Here is a 17510-nt window from a genome sequence, read left to right as displayed (position 1 = left end):
TATGTTGGAATGGATTATAAGACGCTCGGTTGCTAACCGATTTCTAGTGTTAATGGGAGTCGTGTTTTTAGTCATTGCGGGTATTTGGAGCATTCGCAGTACACCAGTTGATGCATTACCTGACTTATCTGATGTACAAGTGATCATCAAAACCACTTATCCAGGGCAAGCGCCGCAACTGGTCGAAAACCAAGTTACCTACCCGATAACGACGACGATGCTATCTGTGCCGGGAGCAAAAACGGTGCGGGGGTTTTCTGCATTTGGTGACTCATATGTTTATGTTATTTTTGAAGATAATACAGATTTATACTGGGCTCGTTCACGAGTTTTAGAATATTTAAATCAAGTCCAAAACCAATTACCCAAAGGTGCAGTAGCCTCCATTGGCCCTGATGCGACAGGTGTTGGTTGGATTTTTGAATATGCTTTAGTGGATAAAACTGGAAAACATAATCTAGCAGAACTACGTTCATTACAAGATTGGTTTTTGAAATATGAATTGAAGGCTTTGCCTAATGTTTCAGAAGTGGCAACCGTTGGCGGTGTGGTTAAATCTTACCAAATCTTAGTTGACCCACTCAAGCTCAGCCAATTTTCAGTGACATTACCTGAAATAAAACAGGCCGTTGAAATGGCTAACCAAGAAGCTGGTGGTTCATCGATTGAAATTGCTGAAGCTGAATATATGGTTAGAGCAAGTGGTTATCTTCAATCTATTGATGACTTCAATAAAATCTACCTAAAAACGCCAGAAAATGGTGTACCTATTTACCTACAAGATGTTGCTCGAATACAGGAAGGCCCCGAAATGCGTCGTGGGGTTGCTGAGCTAAATGGAGAAGGAGAGGTCGTTGGGGGAATTATTCTGCTTCGCTCTGGTGAAAATGCACGTAATGTGATTCAGGATGTAAAACAGAAACTTGAAGATTTAAGTGCTAGCTTGCCGGAAGGCATCGAAATTATCACGACTTATGATAGAAGCATTCTTATTGATAACGCGATTGATAATTTAAGTTATAAGTTACTAGAAGAATTTATTGTTGTCGCATTAGTGTGTGCCGTTTTTTTATGGCATTTCCGTTCTGCTCTCGTGGCAATTATTTCTTTGCCCCTTGGATTATTTATTGCCTTTATCGTCATGCGCTACCAAGGAATAAATGCAAATATTATGTCGTTAGGGGGCATTGCAATTGCGATCGGAGCCATGGTGGATGCCGCCATTGTTATGATCGAAAATGCACATAAAAAATTAGAAAAATGGCAACATGAAAATGAAGATAAAGTCATTGATAATGCCCAGCGTTGGAAAGTTATTACGGATTCCGCTGTTGAAGTTGGGCCTGCATTATTTATCAGTTTATTAATTATCACATTGTCTTTTATTCCTATCTTTACGTTGGAAGGGCAAGAAGGCCGTTTATTTGGTCCACTTGCATTCACAAAAACCTATGCCATGGCGGGTGCTGCGGCTTTAGCGCTGATTGTTATTCCAATTCTAATGGGATATTGGATCCGCGGTAATATTCCAAATGAAAATAAAAACCCACTGAATCGTTGGTTGATCTCACTCTATAGCCCTATTTTAATTAAGGTATTAGCGTGGCCGAAAACCACCTTATTAATTGGTTTCTTATCTTTATTTACGGTGATATGGCCATTAAAACATTTAGGTGGTGAATTTCTTCCTGCAATTAATGAAGGTGACTTACTTTATATGCCTTCAACATTACCGGGTGTTTCGCCTGCACAAGCGGCATTTTTACTACAAAATACGGATAAGTTAATCAAAACTATTCCAGAGGTGGATACGGTATTTGGAAAAGTTGGTAAAGCTGAAACAGCAACGGATTCAGCCCCGATGGAAATGATTGAAACAACGATACGTTTGAAGCCGCAAGCACAGTGGCGAGAAGGAATGACACTCGAAAAAATTATTGATGAGCTCGATGAAACTGTACGTTTACCTGGGGTTGCAAACTTATGGGTTCCACCTATTCGTAACCGTATTGATATGTTATCTACGGGAGTCAAAAGCCCTATAGGTATTAAAGTATCAGGCAGGGATCTTGAAGAAATCGATTCACTAGCCCAAGAAATTGAAAAAGTCACAAAATCGGTACCGGGGGTGGTTTCAGTTTTGGCTGAGAGGTTGGTAGGCGGACGCTATATTGATGTCAAAATTGATAGAGAAAAAGCGGCTCGTTTTGGTATGAGTGTCAGCGACGTACAAGTGTATATTTCAATGGCCACTGGTGGGGAAATGATTGGGGAAACAGTTGAAGGGATTGAGCGTTACCCAATTAGCATAAGATATCCTCAAGATTACCGAAATAGTGTATCTGCGATGAAGTTATTACCAATTTTAACGCCAAGCAAACAGCAAATTGTGCTTAGTGATGTTGCTGATGTCTCCGTGAATATGGGCGCTCCCATGTTGAAAACAGAGAACGCCAGACCGACTAGTTGGATTTATATTGATGCACGTGATCGTGATATGGTTTCTGTTATTAAAGATATTGATACAGCAATAAAAGATAATATTCAAATGAGGCCGGGTCTTAGCTATTCCTTTACGGGGCAATTTGAATTACTCGAAAGGGCTAACCAAAAATTAATGTTAATGGTTCCCGCGACCATCATGATTATTTTTGTACTGCTTTATTTAGCCTTTAGACGATTTAGTGAAGCTTTACTTATTTTATTAAGTTTACCTTTTGCTTTGGTGGGCGCGATTTGGTTCCTTTATTGGATGAACTTTAATTTATCAGTTGCAACAGGAACTGGATTTATTGCATTGGCAGGTGTCGCGGCTGAATTTGGCGTAGTTATGTTGATTTATTTACGCCATGCAATCGAAGATAAAGAAAAACAGCAAGGAATAAGCAAGCTATCAAACCAAGATTTAGACCGTGCATTATATGAAGGCGCAGTTTTACGTGTTCGCCCTAAAGCCATGACAGTTGCCGTAATTTTAGCCGGTTTATTGCCAATATTACTTGGAACAGGAGTCGGTTCAGAAGTGATGAGCCGTATTGCTGCACCGATGATTGGTGGAATGATAACTGCACCGTTATTATCCCTATTTATCATTCCTGCGGCTTATAAATTAATCTGTCAGTTACGCCATAAAAAATAGACACTTTTTAAGTACTAGTCATTATTATTGATAAGGTAAATAGCAATGAAGAAGATAATTTTAGGTGGAATGTTTTTACTGTCATTTTCTGCATTTTCTCAAAACCAGAGCGTGCAATTGTATAAAGATGCAAACTGTGGTTGCTGCCAATTATGGGGAGAAGGAGTTAAAAAAGCAGGGTATGACGTTGTGGTCAATGAAATCAGTTATGATGAGTTGAACAAACTGAATGATGAGCTGAATGTGCCTTATAACTTACGCAGCTGTCATATCGCTAAATACAAAGGTAAAGTGATTGTTGGCCATGTTCCTGTCAGCAGTCTTGATGCGATTGATGCCTTACCAGCGGATGTGGTAGGGATTTCTGTTCCGGGTATGCCAATTGGTAGCCTAGGGATGGAGCAGCCAGATGGCCGTACTCAGCCTTATTCTGTGGTGCAGTTTAAAGCAAATGGGGAATATCGTTAATTGAGATAAAATTTATTAAGTTGCAGGATATCCTGCAACTTGTGTGTTTTATTCGCCTTCTAATATTAATTCGATGGCTTTGAGCTCTTCTTGCGTAAAATTACGATTTTTTAGTATCCCCATTGCATCATCAATTTGGCTGATACGGCTTGCGCCAATGAGAACGGAAGTGATCCTGTCGTGTCTCAGTAGCCATGCTAATGCCATTTGGTTTAGCTTTTGTCCTCTTTTTGTTGCCAGTTCATTCAGTTGTTTAACCTTTGATAAAATGTTTGACGTGAGTCTTTCTGGGGGCAAAGAAGGATTACCTGCAGCACGTGAATCAGCAGGGATGCCATTAAGGTAGCGATCGGTTAATATCCCACCAGCCAATGGAGAGTATGCGATAGAGCCAACGCCTTCTTCTTCCAGTAAATCGAGTAAATCTTCTTCGGGAGTACGTTCTAGCATGGAATATCTAGGTTGGTGAATCAGGCAAGGGGTTCCTAATTCATTGAGAATATTAATGGCTTCTTTGGCTAAATTGGTTGGGTAATTAGAAATCCCCACATACAGGGCTTTTCCTTGGCGAACAATGAGATCTAGCGCTCCCATGGTTTCTTCTAGTGGGGTATTGGGATCAGGTCGATGATGATAAAATATATCTACATAATCTAATCCCATTCGCTTCAAACTTTGGTTTAGGCTTGCAACTAAGTATTTTTTACTTCCCCAGTCACCATAAGGGCCGTCCCACATAGTGAAACCCGCTTTTGATGAAATAACCATTTCATCGCGATAAGGCAGAAAATCCCGCTGCATAATTTTGCCAAATGTACTTTCGGCAGAGCCTGGTGGTGGCCCATAATTATTAGCAAGATCAAAATGGGTGATCCCAAGGTCAAAAGCATGGCGAAGCATGGCTTGGCAATTATCAAAGGGTTTGTTATCGCCAAAGTTGTGCCATAACCCTAATGAAATCAGTGGCAAGCGTAATCCGCTACGGCCACATAAACGATATTCCATTTCAGTATAGCGCTTTGATGATGCAACATAAGGCATACTTCACCTCCAAAATAGTGGGTAAAACTCAATTTATACTGTCATAAAGCTAAAAAGTAGGCTGAGGAATCAATGCTAATTTGTTCTTGACTAGAAGGTTTATGAGTAAATTGTGATAGAGCCCGAAAAAAGCGTGAAGTATTTTGGCATTCGTGGGTATCGGCTGCGTACCAATCCCCACGTTTTGTATATTAGGCTTGCTCTGAGCGGGTAAATACCAGCTCGTTACCTTTAGATTGGCTTTCATCAAATTGATAGCCTTCTAAATTAAAATCAGCTAGTTGGTCTGTTTTCGTTAATTTATTTTGGATGATAAAGCGGCTCATTAAACCCCGCGCTTTTTTTGCATAAAAACTGATAACTTTATATTTACCATTTTTTTCATCAAGGAAAATAGGCTTGATAATTTGCCCGTCCAATTTCTTTGTATTCACCGATTTAAAATATTCATCTGAGGCAAGGTTGACTAATATTTGATCTTTTTGCTCCGCTAATGCGTGATTTAATTGCTTGGTAATGATGTCTCCCCAAAACTCATATAAATCTTTTCCACGGGTATTTTTTAATCGAATTCCCATTTCTAAGCGATAAGGTTGCATTAAATCTAGCGGTCTTAAGATACCGTAAAGACCTGATAATATGCGTAAATGAGATTGAGCAAACGCAAAATCGTCTTGAGAAAAGGTTTCTGCTTGCATACCCGTATACACATCCCCTTTGAAGGCAAGGATCGCTTGGCGTGCATTTTCTGGGGTAAAGTCCGCATGCCATTCTGCAAAACGGGCAGCATTGAGCCCCGCAAGCTTGTCGCTAATTTTCATTAAACTGGCAATATCTGCAGGGGTTAATTTACGACAGACATTAATTAATTTTTGTGACTCAGTAAGTAATTCAGGCTGAGTAAACTGCTGTGTCGCAAGTGGGCTTTCGTAGTCTAATGTTTTTGCAGGTGAAATTGTAATAAGCATGACTTGACCCTTTATAAAGAATGATACTGCTTACTTTAGCAAAAATTCTTCCTAATTGGCTAATTGATACGATAAGCCAAACCAATATTATTCTTTAATTACAATGATAGCACAATATAACTAGCTAAAAGGATTCAGTTTCTAATTGGCTAGCGAAATCGATTGCCAATCAAATAGTTGCTTTTGACTAGATTTACTTGCTTGCAGCAATATGGATGCATGATATTATCTGTAGACGGTGCGGCGATAGCCACAATTCCTTTATAATACGCAAAGTAATTCAAGTTGCAGTTTGTTAGCCTACACCACAAGAGTCGCAAGAATTGTAGGTAGCTAACCACCGCTACAACTTGGAATATGACGGGTATAACAACGAGATTAAAGAAATGACCGATAAACTAACCTCATTACGTAGTCTGACAACTGTTGTTGCTGATACTGGCGACATCGAAGCGATGAAGCTTTACAAACCACAAGACGCGACCACAAATCCCTCGCTGATCTTAAATGCTGCACAAATTCCTGAGTACCGTAAATTAATTGATGAAGCGGTAGAATGGGCTCGTAAGCAAAGCAATAATCGCGAGCAACAAATTGTTGATGCTTGTGACAAGCTGGCTGTTAATATCGGTCTGGAAATTCTGAAATTAGTTCCAGGTCGTATTTCTACTGAAGTTGATGCGCGCCTGTCTTATGATGAAGAAGCTTGTATTGCTAAAGCGCGTCACTTAATCAAAATGTATAACGATGCAGGCATCAGCAATGACCGTATTCTGATTAAACTGGCTTCAACTTGGCAGGGTATCCGTGCTGCAGAGAAACTGGAAAAAGAAGGCATTAACTGTAACCTGACTTTATTATTCTCTTTTGCTCAAGCGCGTGCTTGTGCGGAAGCGGGCGTATACCTGATTTCTCCATTTGTGGGCCGTATTCTTGACTGGTACAAAGCGAATACAGATAAGAAAGAATTCGCACCACATGAAGACCCAGGTGTGGTTTCTGTTACTGAAATCTACAACTACTACAAAGCTCACGGTTATAAAACTGTGGTTATGGGCGCAAGCTTCCGTAACGTGGGTGAAATCATTGAACTAGCAGGTTGTGACCGTTTAACTATCTCTCCAGGCTTATTAAAAGAGCTGTCTGAATCACAAGGTGAATTAGTACGTAAACTGACTGATACAGGTAAAACTAAAGAGCCAGGCGCTAAGTTGACTGAAGCAGAGTTCTATTGGCAGCACAACCAAGACCCAATGGCGGTTGATAAACTGTCTGACGGTATCCGTAAGTTTGCAGTAGACCAAGAAAAACTAGAAAAAATGATTGCAGACTTACTGTAATTTATTTCATTTTTCCTTAAAACCCAGCCTGTTGGTTGGGTTTTTTTATGCCTATTTTTCATTGAGTTAGTTCTCAATTTCAAGATATAAAATCAAGGGCGCTTTATGCAATCGTTCATCATGGTATGATATTGCCCCTGTTTATTATTAAGTGAACAGTTTTTGATTGAATAATTTCTTTGAGGTTTGTATGGATGAATTGCGCATAGGTCTGGTTTCCGTTTCTGATCGTGCTTCGAGTGGTATTTATGAAGACAAAGGCATTCCCGCATTAGAAGAGTGGTTAGCGAAAACGTTGACAACCCCTTTTCGTATCGAAACTCGCCTGATCCCTGATGAGCAAATCATGATAGAGCAAACATTATGTGAGCTGGTGGATGAGTTTGCTTGCCATTTAGTCCTAACCACAGGCGGCACAGGACCTGCTCGCCGTGATGTCACGCCTGATGCAACCCTTGCGATTGCAGACCGTGAAATGCCAGGTTTTGGCGAACAAATGCGCCAAATTAGCCTAAAGTTCGTCCCTACTGCGATACTGTCACGCCAAGTAGGGGTAATACGCAACCAGGCTTTGATTTTAAATTTACCTGGGCAGCCTAAAGCGATCGCGGAAACTCTGGAAGGTTTAAAAGACAAAGAAGGGAATGTGGTAGTTTCTGGTATTTTTGCCAGTGTTCCTTATTGTATTCAATTGCTTGACGGCCCATATGTAGAAACAGACTCTACGGTTGTGAAGGCATTTAGGCCTAAATCCGCAATTCGTCCTGAATAGTTTGCGATGTAATCAGGTGAGGCTTAGCTCACCTGATTAATAATATTTAATGCATAAAATCACATACGTTAGTTAAATTTAACCACGTTGGCCAATCGGTAATACCGTTTTGCCATATTGCTCATTTAATATTTCTGCGACCGCTAAATAAAATGCGCTTGCGCCACAGATAATTCCTTCAAAACCAGCAAATTTTAGTAATGCTGCATTTCCCGTAATATTGCCAATCGCTAATAAAGCGAATAATACAGTTAAGCTACCAAAGACAAATTGCAAAACAAAATTAGCTTTGAAGGTTCCTAAAAACATGAAAAAGGTAAAAATTCCCCAAATAGCGAGGAAAACACCTAAAAACTCAGGTGAAGTTGCTTCGGCTAATCCCATTGAAGGCAAAAATAATAACCCCACTAATGCAATCCAAAACATACCGTAAGAGGTAAATGCAGTTGCACCGAATGTATTGCCTTTTTTGTATTCAATCAGACCTGCAATAAATTGAGCAATACCACCATAAAAAATGCCCATACTTAAAATAACGGATGAAAGAGGGAAAAAACCTGCATTATGCATATTCAGCAGGATGGTTGTCATACCAAAGCCTAGTAAACCAAGTGGGCCTGGATTTGCAAGAGAGCTAGACTGCATATAACCTCTGGTAAAATATAAAAAATTCAAATAGATAAAAAACAAAAAGGTTTTGCCAAAGTGACAGCGGCGGCGCATCATACGCAGTTTTAATTGTTTAAACCATGATCACAAGACAGGTTTTTTTGCAATAAATGCAAATTTTTTTGATTCTCCCCCTTGATGAATGAATTTGTGACCCCATCTTAAAAGCATCAACTGATATCAATCCAAATTATTGCGTATTGAAAAATAATTTAGGCTCAGAGTGAAAACTCCCTTGAAAATGAAATATTGAGCCTCATATAGATTGATATCGAAATCATAGTGAAAAGAATTCCTTTGGAGGCGTTTTAGATGGGTAAAATTATTGGTATCGACTTGGGTACAACTAACTCATGCGTTGCAATTATGGATGGTACTACAGCTCGTGTTCTGGAGAACAGCGAAGGTGATAGAACTACTCCTTCCATCATTGCGTACACTCAAGATGGTGAAATTTTAGTTGGTCAGCCAGCGAAACGTCAGGCAGTGACTAACCCAGAAAATACTTTATTTGCAATTAAACGTTTGATTGGTCGTCGTTTCCAAGACGAAGAAGTTCAGCGCGACGTTTCTATCATGCCATATAAAATCATTGCGGCTGATAACGGCGATGCTTGGTTAGATGTGAAAGGCCAAAAAATGGCTCCACCACAAGTTTCAGCTGAAGTTCTGAAAAAAATGAAGAAAACAGCAGAAGACTATTTAGGTGAGCCAGTAACAGAAGCAGTTATTACTGTACCTGCTTACTTTAACGATGCTCAGCGTCAAGCGACTAAAGATGCTGGCCGTATTGCTGGTTTAGAAGTAAAACGTATCATTAACGAACCAACAGCAGCTGCATTAGCATATGGCTTAGACAGAGAAGTTGGTAACCGTACTATCGCGGTTTATGACTTAGGTGGTGGTACATTCGACTTATCAATCATCGAAATCGATGAAGTTGATGGCGAAAAAACGTATGAAGTTCTGGCTACCAATGGTGACACACACTTAGGTGGTGAAGACTTTGATACACGTTTAATCAACTACTTAGTTGAAGAATTTAAGAAAGAACAAGGTGTTGACCTGCGTAACGACCCGTTAGCAATGCAACGTCTGAAAGAAGCTGCAGAAAAAGCGAAAATTGAGCTGTCTTCTGCACAACAAACAGATGTTAACCTGCCGTATATTACAGCAGATGCAACAGGTCCTAAACACATGAATATTAAAGTGACTCGTGCGAAATTAGAGTCACTGGTAGAAGATTTAGTTAAGCGTTCTATGGAGCCAGTTAAAGTTGCTCTGCAAGATGCAGGCTTAAGCGTGAGCGAAATCAACGATGTTATCTTAGTTGGTGGTCAAACACGTATGCCAATGGTTCAAAAAGTTGTTGCTGATTTCTTTGGTAAAGAACCACGTAAAGACGTTAACCCAGATGAAGCAGTTGCAATGGGTGCGGCAGTTCAAGGTGGTGTTTTAGCGGGTGATGTTAAAGACGTTCTGTTACTTGACGTAACTCCTCTGTCTTTAGGTATCGAAACCATGGGTGGCGTGATGACTTCGTTAATTGCGAAGAATACCACTATCCCAACTAAACATAGCCAAGTGTTCTCAACAGCTGAAGATAACCAAGCAGCGGTAACTATCCATGTTCTGCAAGGTGAGCGTAAACGCGCAAGTGACAACAAATCACTGGGGCAGTTTAACTTAGATGGTATTCAACCTGCACCACGTGGTATGCCACAAATCGAAGTGACTTTTGATATCGATGCGGATGGTATCTTGCATGTTTCTGCTAAAGATAAAAATAGTGGACGTGAGCAAAACATCACCATTAAGGCTTCTTCAGGTCTGAATGATGAGGAAATCGAAAAAATGGTACGTGACGCAGAAGCAAACGCTGAAGCTGACCGTAAATTTGAAGAGCTAGTTCAGGTTCGTAACCAAGCTGACCAATTAGTTCACGGTACTCGTAAACAAATCGAAGAAGCCGGTGATAAATTACCAGCTGAAGATAAAGCGAATATCGAAAAAGCAACTTCTGAATTAGAAGCAGCAGCAAAAGGTGAAGACAAAGCGGATATTGAAGCGAAAATCCAAGCTTTAGTCACGGCATCTGCAAAACTTCTGGAAATCGCACAGCAACAAGCTCAAGCGGGCGGTGCAGCTGGCGCTGGCGCAGAAGCGAAAAAAGATGATGATGTTGTTGATGCTGAATTCGAAGAAGTTAACGACAAAGACAAAAAATAATGCCCTTAGCGGGCGCAGTAACTATAGCAAATGATAGTTAATGGTTACTGATACCGGATACGGGCGTCGAGGCAACTCTACGCCCGTTCCGCATGTTAAGGGTAAAATTAAATGGCAAAAAGAGATTTTTATGAGGTATTAGGCCTCGAAAGAAATGCATCGGATAAAGATATTAAGCGTGCTTATAAGCGCTTAGCGATGAAGCATCACCCTGACCGTAATCAGGGTGATAAAGGTTCAGAAGATAAATTTAAAGAGATCAAAGAAGCTTACGAAGTTCTTTCTGACGAGCAAAAACGTGCGGCTTATGACCAGTATGGTCATGCTGCGTTTGAGCAAGGTGGAATGGGCGGAGGCGGTGGCTTCGGTGGTGGCGCAGACTTTAGTGATATCTTTGGTGACGTCTTCGGTGATATTTTTGGAGGCGGCCGCAGACAGCAGCGCCCAAGCCGTGGTTCTGACCTACAGTACAACATGGAACTGACTCTCGAAGAGGCTGTCCGTGGAGTGACCAAAGAAATCCGTATTCCAACCTTGGAAACCTGTGACGTTTGTCATGGTAATGGTGCGAAACCAGGAACTAGTGCGGATACGTGCTCAACCTGTCACGGTATGGGCCAAGTCCATATGCGCCAAGGCTTTTTCTCTGTACAACAGCCTTGTCCAACGTGTCATGGTCGCGGTAAAGTTATCAAAGATCCATGCAACAAATGTCATGGCCATGGCCGTGTTGAAAGATATAAAACACTGTCAGTTAAAATTCCAGCAGGTGTAGATACAGGTGACCGTGTTCGCTTGTCAGGAGAAGGTGAGGCCGGAGAAAACGGGGCACCAGCAGGAGATTTATTCGTTCAGGTTCATGTGTTGCCTCATAATATTTTTGAGCGTGATGGTAATAACCTGCACTGCGAGGTTCCAATTAATTTTGCTGATGCAGCACTGGGGGGCGAAATTGAAGTACCAACCCTTGATGGCCGTGTAAAACTGAAAATCCCAGCAGAAACCCAAACTGGTAAAATTTTCCGTATGAAAGGAAAAGGTGTGAAATCGGTACGTGGTGGTCTGCAAGGTGATTTAATGTGCCACATTGTTGTTGAAACCCCCGTTAAACTCAATGAGAAACAAAAAGAGTTGCTCAAAGAGTTTGGTGAATCACTAGGTGGAAAGAGTGGTGAGAAGAACAGCCCGCGCTCTAAAAGCTTTTTAGATGGCGTTAAGAAATTCTTTGATGATTTAACTAATAAATAATTAGTTAATAATTGGAAAAGCTAGAATGGCTGACTGAGCATATTGCCAAGTCAGCCATTTTTTTATCTTATTTTACGACTTCACCACTAGCAACCACAGTTTCGCGGACTTTACTGGCAAAATCTTGAGCTTCTTTGATAATTGTATTTTCATCAGCAGTCAGTATTTTACGGTCTTGCATCAATACCTTGCCATCAACAATAGTATGGCGAACATTGGCTCCATTTGCGCCATAGACTAATGCGGCATAGGGGCTATACATAGGAACCATATTTGGTGATTTGGTATCAATAACAATGATATCAGCTAATTTCCCTGCTTCGAGAGAGCCGAGTTTGTCTTCCATATGTAATACCCGCGCAGAGCCCATGGTCGCCATCTCAACAACAGTGATTGGTGGCATCGCTGCTCTATCTTTATTGGCTAGTTTGTGAATTTTACCGACTAAATTTAGCTCATTTAACGTCGTTAGCGTATTACTCGACATTGGTCCATCCGTTCCCAAACCAACGCGGATCCCCTTTTCCAGCATGGTTGTCACAGGGGCAACACCTTTAGCAGACTTAGTATTCGCACTGATATTATGCGCAACGCCGACATCATACTGCTTGAGTAGATCCATATCCTTTTCATCAACCATAATGGCGTGCGCTGCAATAACTTTATTATTCAGTGCGCCAATGTCAGCCATATATTGTACAGGGCTTTTCCCTCCTGTACGTTTGGCTATTTCTTCTTGTTCACGGTCAGTTTCCGCCAGATGGATCATTACTGGAACATTAAGTTCTTGAGATAATTTTGCTATTTTCTGTAAATGCTCTGTTGTATTGGTATAAGGCGCATGAGGCGCAAAAGCAGGGGTGATACGTGGGTGATCTTTGTATTGATTGATAAAGTTGACTGCATAATCGATACCTTCATCTGCATTTTTTGCATCAGCGACGGGAAATTGAATCACTGATTCCCCAAGAACCGCTCTTAGTCCAATTTTATCAACGGTTTTAGCCACTTCATCTTCAAAGTAATACATATCAACGTAAGTTGTGACTCCACCTTTAATCATTTCAATATTCGCAAGGTTGGCCCCAACTCGTACCATTTCACGGGAAACCATTTTATTTTCTAATGGGAAAATATAACGGTGTAAACGGTCTGGCACATCATCAGCTAAGGAACGAAACACGGTCATAGATGCATGTGTGTGAGTGTTAATTAGCCCTGGCATGACAATATCGCCATTAACATTCAGGACATTAGGTGCTTGATAATTTTGAGCAAGTTCAGGGCCACCAACCGCAATAATTTTATTGCCTTTGATGACAACTGTACCATGGTCAATAACCTGCTTTTTAGCATCCATTGTTAAGATGGTTCCATCTACAATTATGGTGTCCGCGGGGATAGCTGAAAAACTAGGAAAAGAAGCACTAATAATGGAAATAGCCAGTAAAGATTTTAAAAGCGACATTTTGGCCTCATATCTGGTGAGAAAATATAACAATTATGGGTAAATAAAAAGCAATAATACGATTTTTAATAAAGCTAAATTAGTTGCTTGATAACCAAACATTCAAATAATAACAATTTTATTAATGACTTAATTTTGCTAATAAAACACCAAAAACAATAACAACACAGGCAATGACTCGCATGACGTTGAATTTTTCTTTAAGAAAAGCAATGGATAAAAACATGGCAAAGAGTACGCTAGTTTCTCTAACTGCGGCGACCATGACAATCGGTGCTTGGCTCATCGCCCATATGGCAATGCCATAGCTAATGAGTTGCATTAACCCACCTAGCAACCCTGAACGCCAGTATTGTTGAATTCCAACAAGTAGGGTACCACGATATTTGATAAGGCCAGGTACAGCTAACACAATCCCATTTAAAAGAAACAACCAAAGTGTGTACACGACAGGGTCTTCACTTGCTCTGGCACCATAGCCATCGGATAGGGTATAGCAAGCCGTAAAGAAGGCGGTTGATAAGGCAAAAACTAGTGCTTTTCCCTTAATATTCAATGTGAATTTTTTACCCGCAAAAGCAATGAGCACTACGCCACTAATAATGCACAAAACACCAATAAGACCCATTAGAGGAATGAGCTCGTTAAATAGCAAAGCACCTAGTACTGCTGTCATTAATGGCGCAGAACCACGTGATATTGGGTAAATTTGGCTTAAATCGCCATGTGTATAAGCCTGACTTAAAAAATAGGTATAGCCAATATGAAACAGTACCGATAACGCTAACCAATGGATAGCTTCTGGTGATGGTAGGCCTAACCAAAGTATTGCTGGTATCGCTAAGGCGCCAGAAAAAACAGAAATCATGACTAGGCCGAAAAAACGGTCATTACCAAATTTAACTATAGCGTTCCAGCTTGCATGGCAAAAAGCTGCAAACAGCACAGAAAGTAATACGTAAGTTGTCATCGTTAAATTGTAATCATTAGTATTTTATTAGCAATCTAAACACATTGTTTTGCGAAACGTTTGGCAAATATTTTGTAAATAGTCTTCCATATTTATCGTTTTTACAAAAGGTATCGAAGAAAGAAACAGGCAAGTTTTTCTTGTGCAAATAAAAGGGATAAATTTTGATGTACTAGAAAAGTTGAATTTATAAAGTCTGTTTATCACAAAATTTATTATTTGTTTTTATAAAAGTTGTCTATAGTAAAATTAACGTTTTTTTCTCATTTGCCGTGATCTCTAACCCAAATAAGTCGGTAATTCCGAGTGTTAAGCGATAAATAAACGATTTTTTACGAATTAATAATTAGCATAGTATTAACATTCAAAAAAACATTGGGGTTAACTATATGACAGCAATTATTCGTAAATTTTTAAGGTTAGAAGCAGCAGGGGGCTTACTTCTGATTATTGCTGCCATAGTCGCTTTAATAATGGCTAACTCACCATTACAAGGGGCTTATCAGCAATTTTTAGATATTCCTGTATCCATTAAAATATCAGAGTTTGGTTTAGATAAGCCGCTGATATTATGGATTAATGACTTCCTAATGGCGATTTTCTTTTTGGTGGTCGGCCTTGAAGTAAAGCGCGAATTATTAGAAGGATCCCTTGCAGGACGTGATAAAGCGATATTTCCAGCAATCGCAGCTTTAGGAGGGATGATTGCCCCAGCATTAATTTACTTATTATTTAATGGTGGAGATGCAGTTACCCAGCAAGGTTGGGCAATACCTGCCGCTACAGACATTGCTTTCGCGCTAGGTGTGATGGCCTTATTAGGTAAGCGAGTACCAACAGAACTTAAGGTGTTCTTATTAGCATTAGCTATTATTGATGACCTTGGTGTTATTGTGATTATTGCCTTTTTCTATACAAGTTCTGTTTCCTTGGTTGCATTGGGGCTGTCAGCACTGTGTATTGCCATTCTCTGTATGATGAATTGGCGTAGAGTAGAGAATACAGCGGCTTACTTAGTTATTGGGTTAATATTATGGGTGTGCATTTTGAAATCTGGAGTGCATGCCACATTAGCAGGGGTCATTGTTGGCTTCTTGATCCCTTTACATGGTACTAACCAGACCAAACCTTCAGAAGAATTGGAACACGTTTTACATCCATGGGTTGTTTACTTAATTCTACCTATTTTTGCGTTTGCTAATTCGGGTGTGCAACTTCAAGGTGTGACTTTTGAAGGTTTGTTGAGCCCACTGCCATTAGGAGTCGCTGCGGGGCTAATTTTGGGTAAGCCAATTGGGATTTTTCTGTTTAGTTGGATTTCGGTAAAACTTGGGTTTGCAAAATTGCCAGAGTCGATTAACTTAAAACAAGTTTTTGCCGTTTCTGTACTGTGTGGGATCGGTTTTACTATGTCTATTTTTATAACCGGCCTCGCATTTGATGGGTTGGATGAGGTGTATAGTACCTATTCACGTCTAGGAATCTTGATTGGTTCTACGTTAGCTGCATTTTTAGGTTACTTTATGTTAAGAGTAGTGTTACCGAAACAAAAAGAACTAACCTAGTACAAGTTTATTGTGTAATTTTGCAAATTATTAGTAAGAATTTCCGAACTAATAATCTATGATATACCGTAGTGTGTTTTTTAATACACTACGGTATTCATTTTAAAGGCTCTGAAAAGTATGAGCTGCGGGTAAATGTGTATGGTCAATAGCGGTTACATAGCTAGTGACGGTACCGAAGGAATCGATATGCGGGTTTCACATCTTAATTTTAACCATCTTTACTACTTCTGGCATGTATGTAAAGAAGGCTCTGTCGTCGGAGCAGCAGAAGCGCTTTACCTGACTCCTCAGACAATTACAGGGCAAATAAAAGCATTGGAAGAGCGATTAGGTGGAAAGTTATTCAAAAGGCAGGGGCGAGGTTTGGTGCCATCTGAGCTTGGGCAATTAATTTTTCGCTATGCAGATAAAATGTTCATGCTTAGCCAAGAAATGCTAGATATCGTCAATTACAGCCGTGAATCTAATTTATTGTTTGATGTTGGGGTCGCAGACACGCTCTCAAAACAGCTAGTTAGTAAAATATTAGAGACTACGGTTGTTGAGCATGAACAAATTCATTTACGTTGTTTTGAATCAACGCATGAATTACTATTAGAACAGCTTAGCCAACATAAATTAGATATGATTTTGTCTGACTGCCCTGTGGACTCATCACAACAAGAAGGCTTGTTCTCGGTGAAGTTGGGCGAGTGCAATATGAGTTTCTTTTGTCGTCAGCCGATCCCTAAAAAGCCATTTCCTGAATGTTTAGAGGAACGTCGCTTATTGATTCCAGGGCGGCGATATTTGTTAGGTAGGCATATCTTAGCTTGGATACGAAATAAAAACCTGCAAGTAGAAGTGTTAGGTGAGTTTGATGACGCAGCGCTTATGAAAGCATTTGGCATGCATTATAACGCGATTTTTGTTGCTCCATCGCAGTATACACCTGACCTTTTAGGTGGCGAAGATATTGTAGAGTTAGGCCGTTTAGAGAGCGTAAAAGAAGAGTACTACGTTATTTTTGCAGAAAGAATGATCCAGCACCCAGCCGTGCAGCGAGTGTGTAATAAAGATTTCTCAGATTTATTTTCAGTTCCGCTTGATAGCTTAGATAAAAAATAGTAACAAATAAAAAACCGGCATAAGCCGGTTTTTTTAAGCTAATCAAGAAGCAAAATTACATTGCTTTGATTTGAGCAACTAAGTTAGCTTTATGACGTGCTGCTTTATTTTTGTGGATCAGGCCTTTAGTAGCATGGCGATCAACAATAGGTTGCATGTCATTGAATGCTTTCTGAGCAGCTTCTTTATCGCCTGCAGCGATAGCAAGGTAAACTTTCTTGATAAAAGTACGTACCATAGAGCGACGGCTAGCGTTATGCTGGCGACGTTTCTCTGACTGAACGGCACGTTTCTTAGCTGATTTGATATTAGCCAAGGTCCAACTCCCAAATGTATTCTATTGAGGACAATTCAAAGGTCGAGGAATATGCCCTTTCGCCCTTCATTTGTCAATGGATTTGTGCAAATAAACATCGTGTACTTCGATGCTCATGCGTTGTGAATGGTGCAAGATTCTATCAGCAAATATAAGAAGAATACAGATCTTAGCGTGAAAAAATGCATAATTGATGGCAGAAATTTA

The 17510-nt window shown here is 40.2% G+C and carries 14 protein-coding genes; 8 read left to right on the top strand and 6 right to left on the bottom strand.

The annotated features are described in order from the left end of the window. The first annotated feature begins 1 nt into the window (after window position 1). Together PR834_RS18070 and PR834_RS18065 are read left to right on the top strand one after the other, a co-directional pair. Entirely contained in the window at window positions 2–3139 is a 3138-nt protein-coding gene (locus PR834_RS18070) for an efflux RND transporter permease subunit (RefSeq protein ID WP_272536840.1), read from the top strand. Window positions 3140–3184: 45 nt separating this feature from the next. Then, window positions 3185–3607: a DUF411 domain-containing protein gene (locus PR834_RS18065; protein ID WP_004905661.1), complete on the top strand. Its 423-nt coding sequence runs from the start codon at window positions 3185–3187 to the stop codon at window positions 3605–3607. A gap of 48 nt (window positions 3608–3655) precedes the next feature. On the opposite strand, the gene PR834_RS18060 is transcribed toward PR834_RS18065, so the two are convergent. Both PR834_RS18060 and yaaA read right to left on the bottom strand, forming a co-directional pair. Beyond that, entirely contained in the window at window positions 3656–4648 is a 993-nt protein-coding gene (locus PR834_RS18060) for an aldo/keto reductase (protein WP_094961928.1), read from the bottom strand. Between the two features lie 191 nt (window positions 4649–4839). After that, entirely contained in the window at window positions 4840–5616 is a 777-nt protein-coding gene (gene yaaA / locus PR834_RS18055; RefSeq protein ID WP_004905658.1) for a peroxide stress protein YaaA, read from the bottom strand. Between the two features lie 386 nt (window positions 5617–6002). Between yaaA and tal the strand changes: the two genes are divergently transcribed. Next, complete coding sequence (gene tal, locus PR834_RS18050) at window positions 6003–6956, top strand: transaldolase (RefSeq protein WP_036958561.1); 954 nt, start codon at window positions 6003–6005, stop codon at window positions 6954–6956. A 190-nt stretch (window positions 6957–7146) separates the two neighbouring features. Beyond that, the gene (gene mog / locus PR834_RS18045) at window positions 7147–7728 is read left to right on the top strand and encodes a molybdopterin adenylyltransferase (RefSeq protein WP_262960880.1); all 582 of its coding nucleotides are present in this window, start codon (window positions 7147–7149) and stop codon (window positions 7726–7728) included. A gap of 78 nt (window positions 7729–7806) precedes the next feature. Here the strand turns inward: mog and satP are convergent, their stop codons facing one another. Further along, window positions 7807–8373 carry an acetate uptake transporter gene (satP, locus tag PR834_RS18040; protein ID WP_196725265.1) on the bottom strand — a complete coding sequence of 189 codons (567 nt, stop codon included), beginning with the start codon at window positions 8371–8373 and terminating at the stop codon, window positions 7807–7809. Window positions 8374–8709: 336 nt separating this feature from the next. On the opposite strand from satP, the gene dnaK reads away from it, so the two are divergent. Both dnaK and dnaJ read left to right on the top strand, forming a co-directional pair. After that, window positions 8710–10626, top strand: a complete 1917-nt coding sequence (gene dnaK / locus PR834_RS18035; RefSeq protein ID WP_004905650.1) for a molecular chaperone DnaK — start codon at window positions 8710–8712, stop codon at window positions 10624–10626. 111 nt (window positions 10627–10737) lie between these two features. Further along, window positions 10738–11874, top strand: coding sequence for a molecular chaperone DnaJ (dnaJ, locus tag PR834_RS18030; protein WP_112307826.1), 1137 nt, complete (start codon window positions 10738–10740; stop codon window positions 11872–11874). A 67-nt stretch (window positions 11875–11941) separates the two neighbouring features. On the opposite strand, the gene PR834_RS18025 is transcribed toward dnaJ, so the two are convergent. Both PR834_RS18025 and PR834_RS18020 read right to left on the bottom strand, forming a co-directional pair. Continuing rightward, window positions 11942–13342, bottom strand: coding sequence for an amidohydrolase (locus PR834_RS18025; protein ID WP_094961931.1), 1401 nt, complete (start codon window positions 13340–13342; stop codon window positions 11942–11944). 121 nt (window positions 13343–13463) lie between these two features. Next, the gene (locus PR834_RS18020) at window positions 13464–14312 is read right to left on the bottom strand and encodes an EamA family transporter (RefSeq protein ID WP_094961932.1); all 849 of its coding nucleotides are present in this window, start codon (window positions 14310–14312) and stop codon (window positions 13464–13466) included. 389 nt (window positions 14313–14701) lie between these two features. Between PR834_RS18020 and nhaA the strand changes: the two genes are divergently transcribed. Next, complete coding sequence (nhaA, locus tag PR834_RS18015) at window positions 14702–15877, top strand: Na+/H+ antiporter NhaA (RefSeq protein ID WP_004905642.1); 1176 nt, start codon at window positions 14702–14704, stop codon at window positions 15875–15877. A gap of 189 nt (window positions 15878–16066) precedes the next feature. Then, entirely contained in the window at window positions 16067–16987 is a 921-nt protein-coding gene (gene nhaR, locus PR834_RS18010; protein ID WP_004914690.1) for a transcriptional activator NhaR, read from the top strand. 55 nt (window positions 16988–17042) lie between these two features. Here the strand turns inward: nhaR and rpsT are convergent, their stop codons facing one another. Next, window positions 17043–17303, bottom strand: coding sequence for a 30S ribosomal protein S20 (gene rpsT, locus PR834_RS18005; RefSeq protein WP_004914688.1), 261 nt, complete (start codon window positions 17301–17303; stop codon window positions 17043–17045). Window positions 17304–17510 lie beyond the last annotated feature (207 nt).

Origin of the sequence: Providencia sp. PROV182, from assembly GCF_028480325.1 — a bacterium.
GTDB classification, from domain to species: domain Bacteria; phylum Pseudomonadota; class Gammaproteobacteria; order Enterobacterales; family Enterobacteriaceae; genus Providencia; species Providencia hangzhouensis.
Note: the sequence above shows the minus strand (reverse complement) of the source record. Positions and strands in the feature narration are given on the sequence as shown.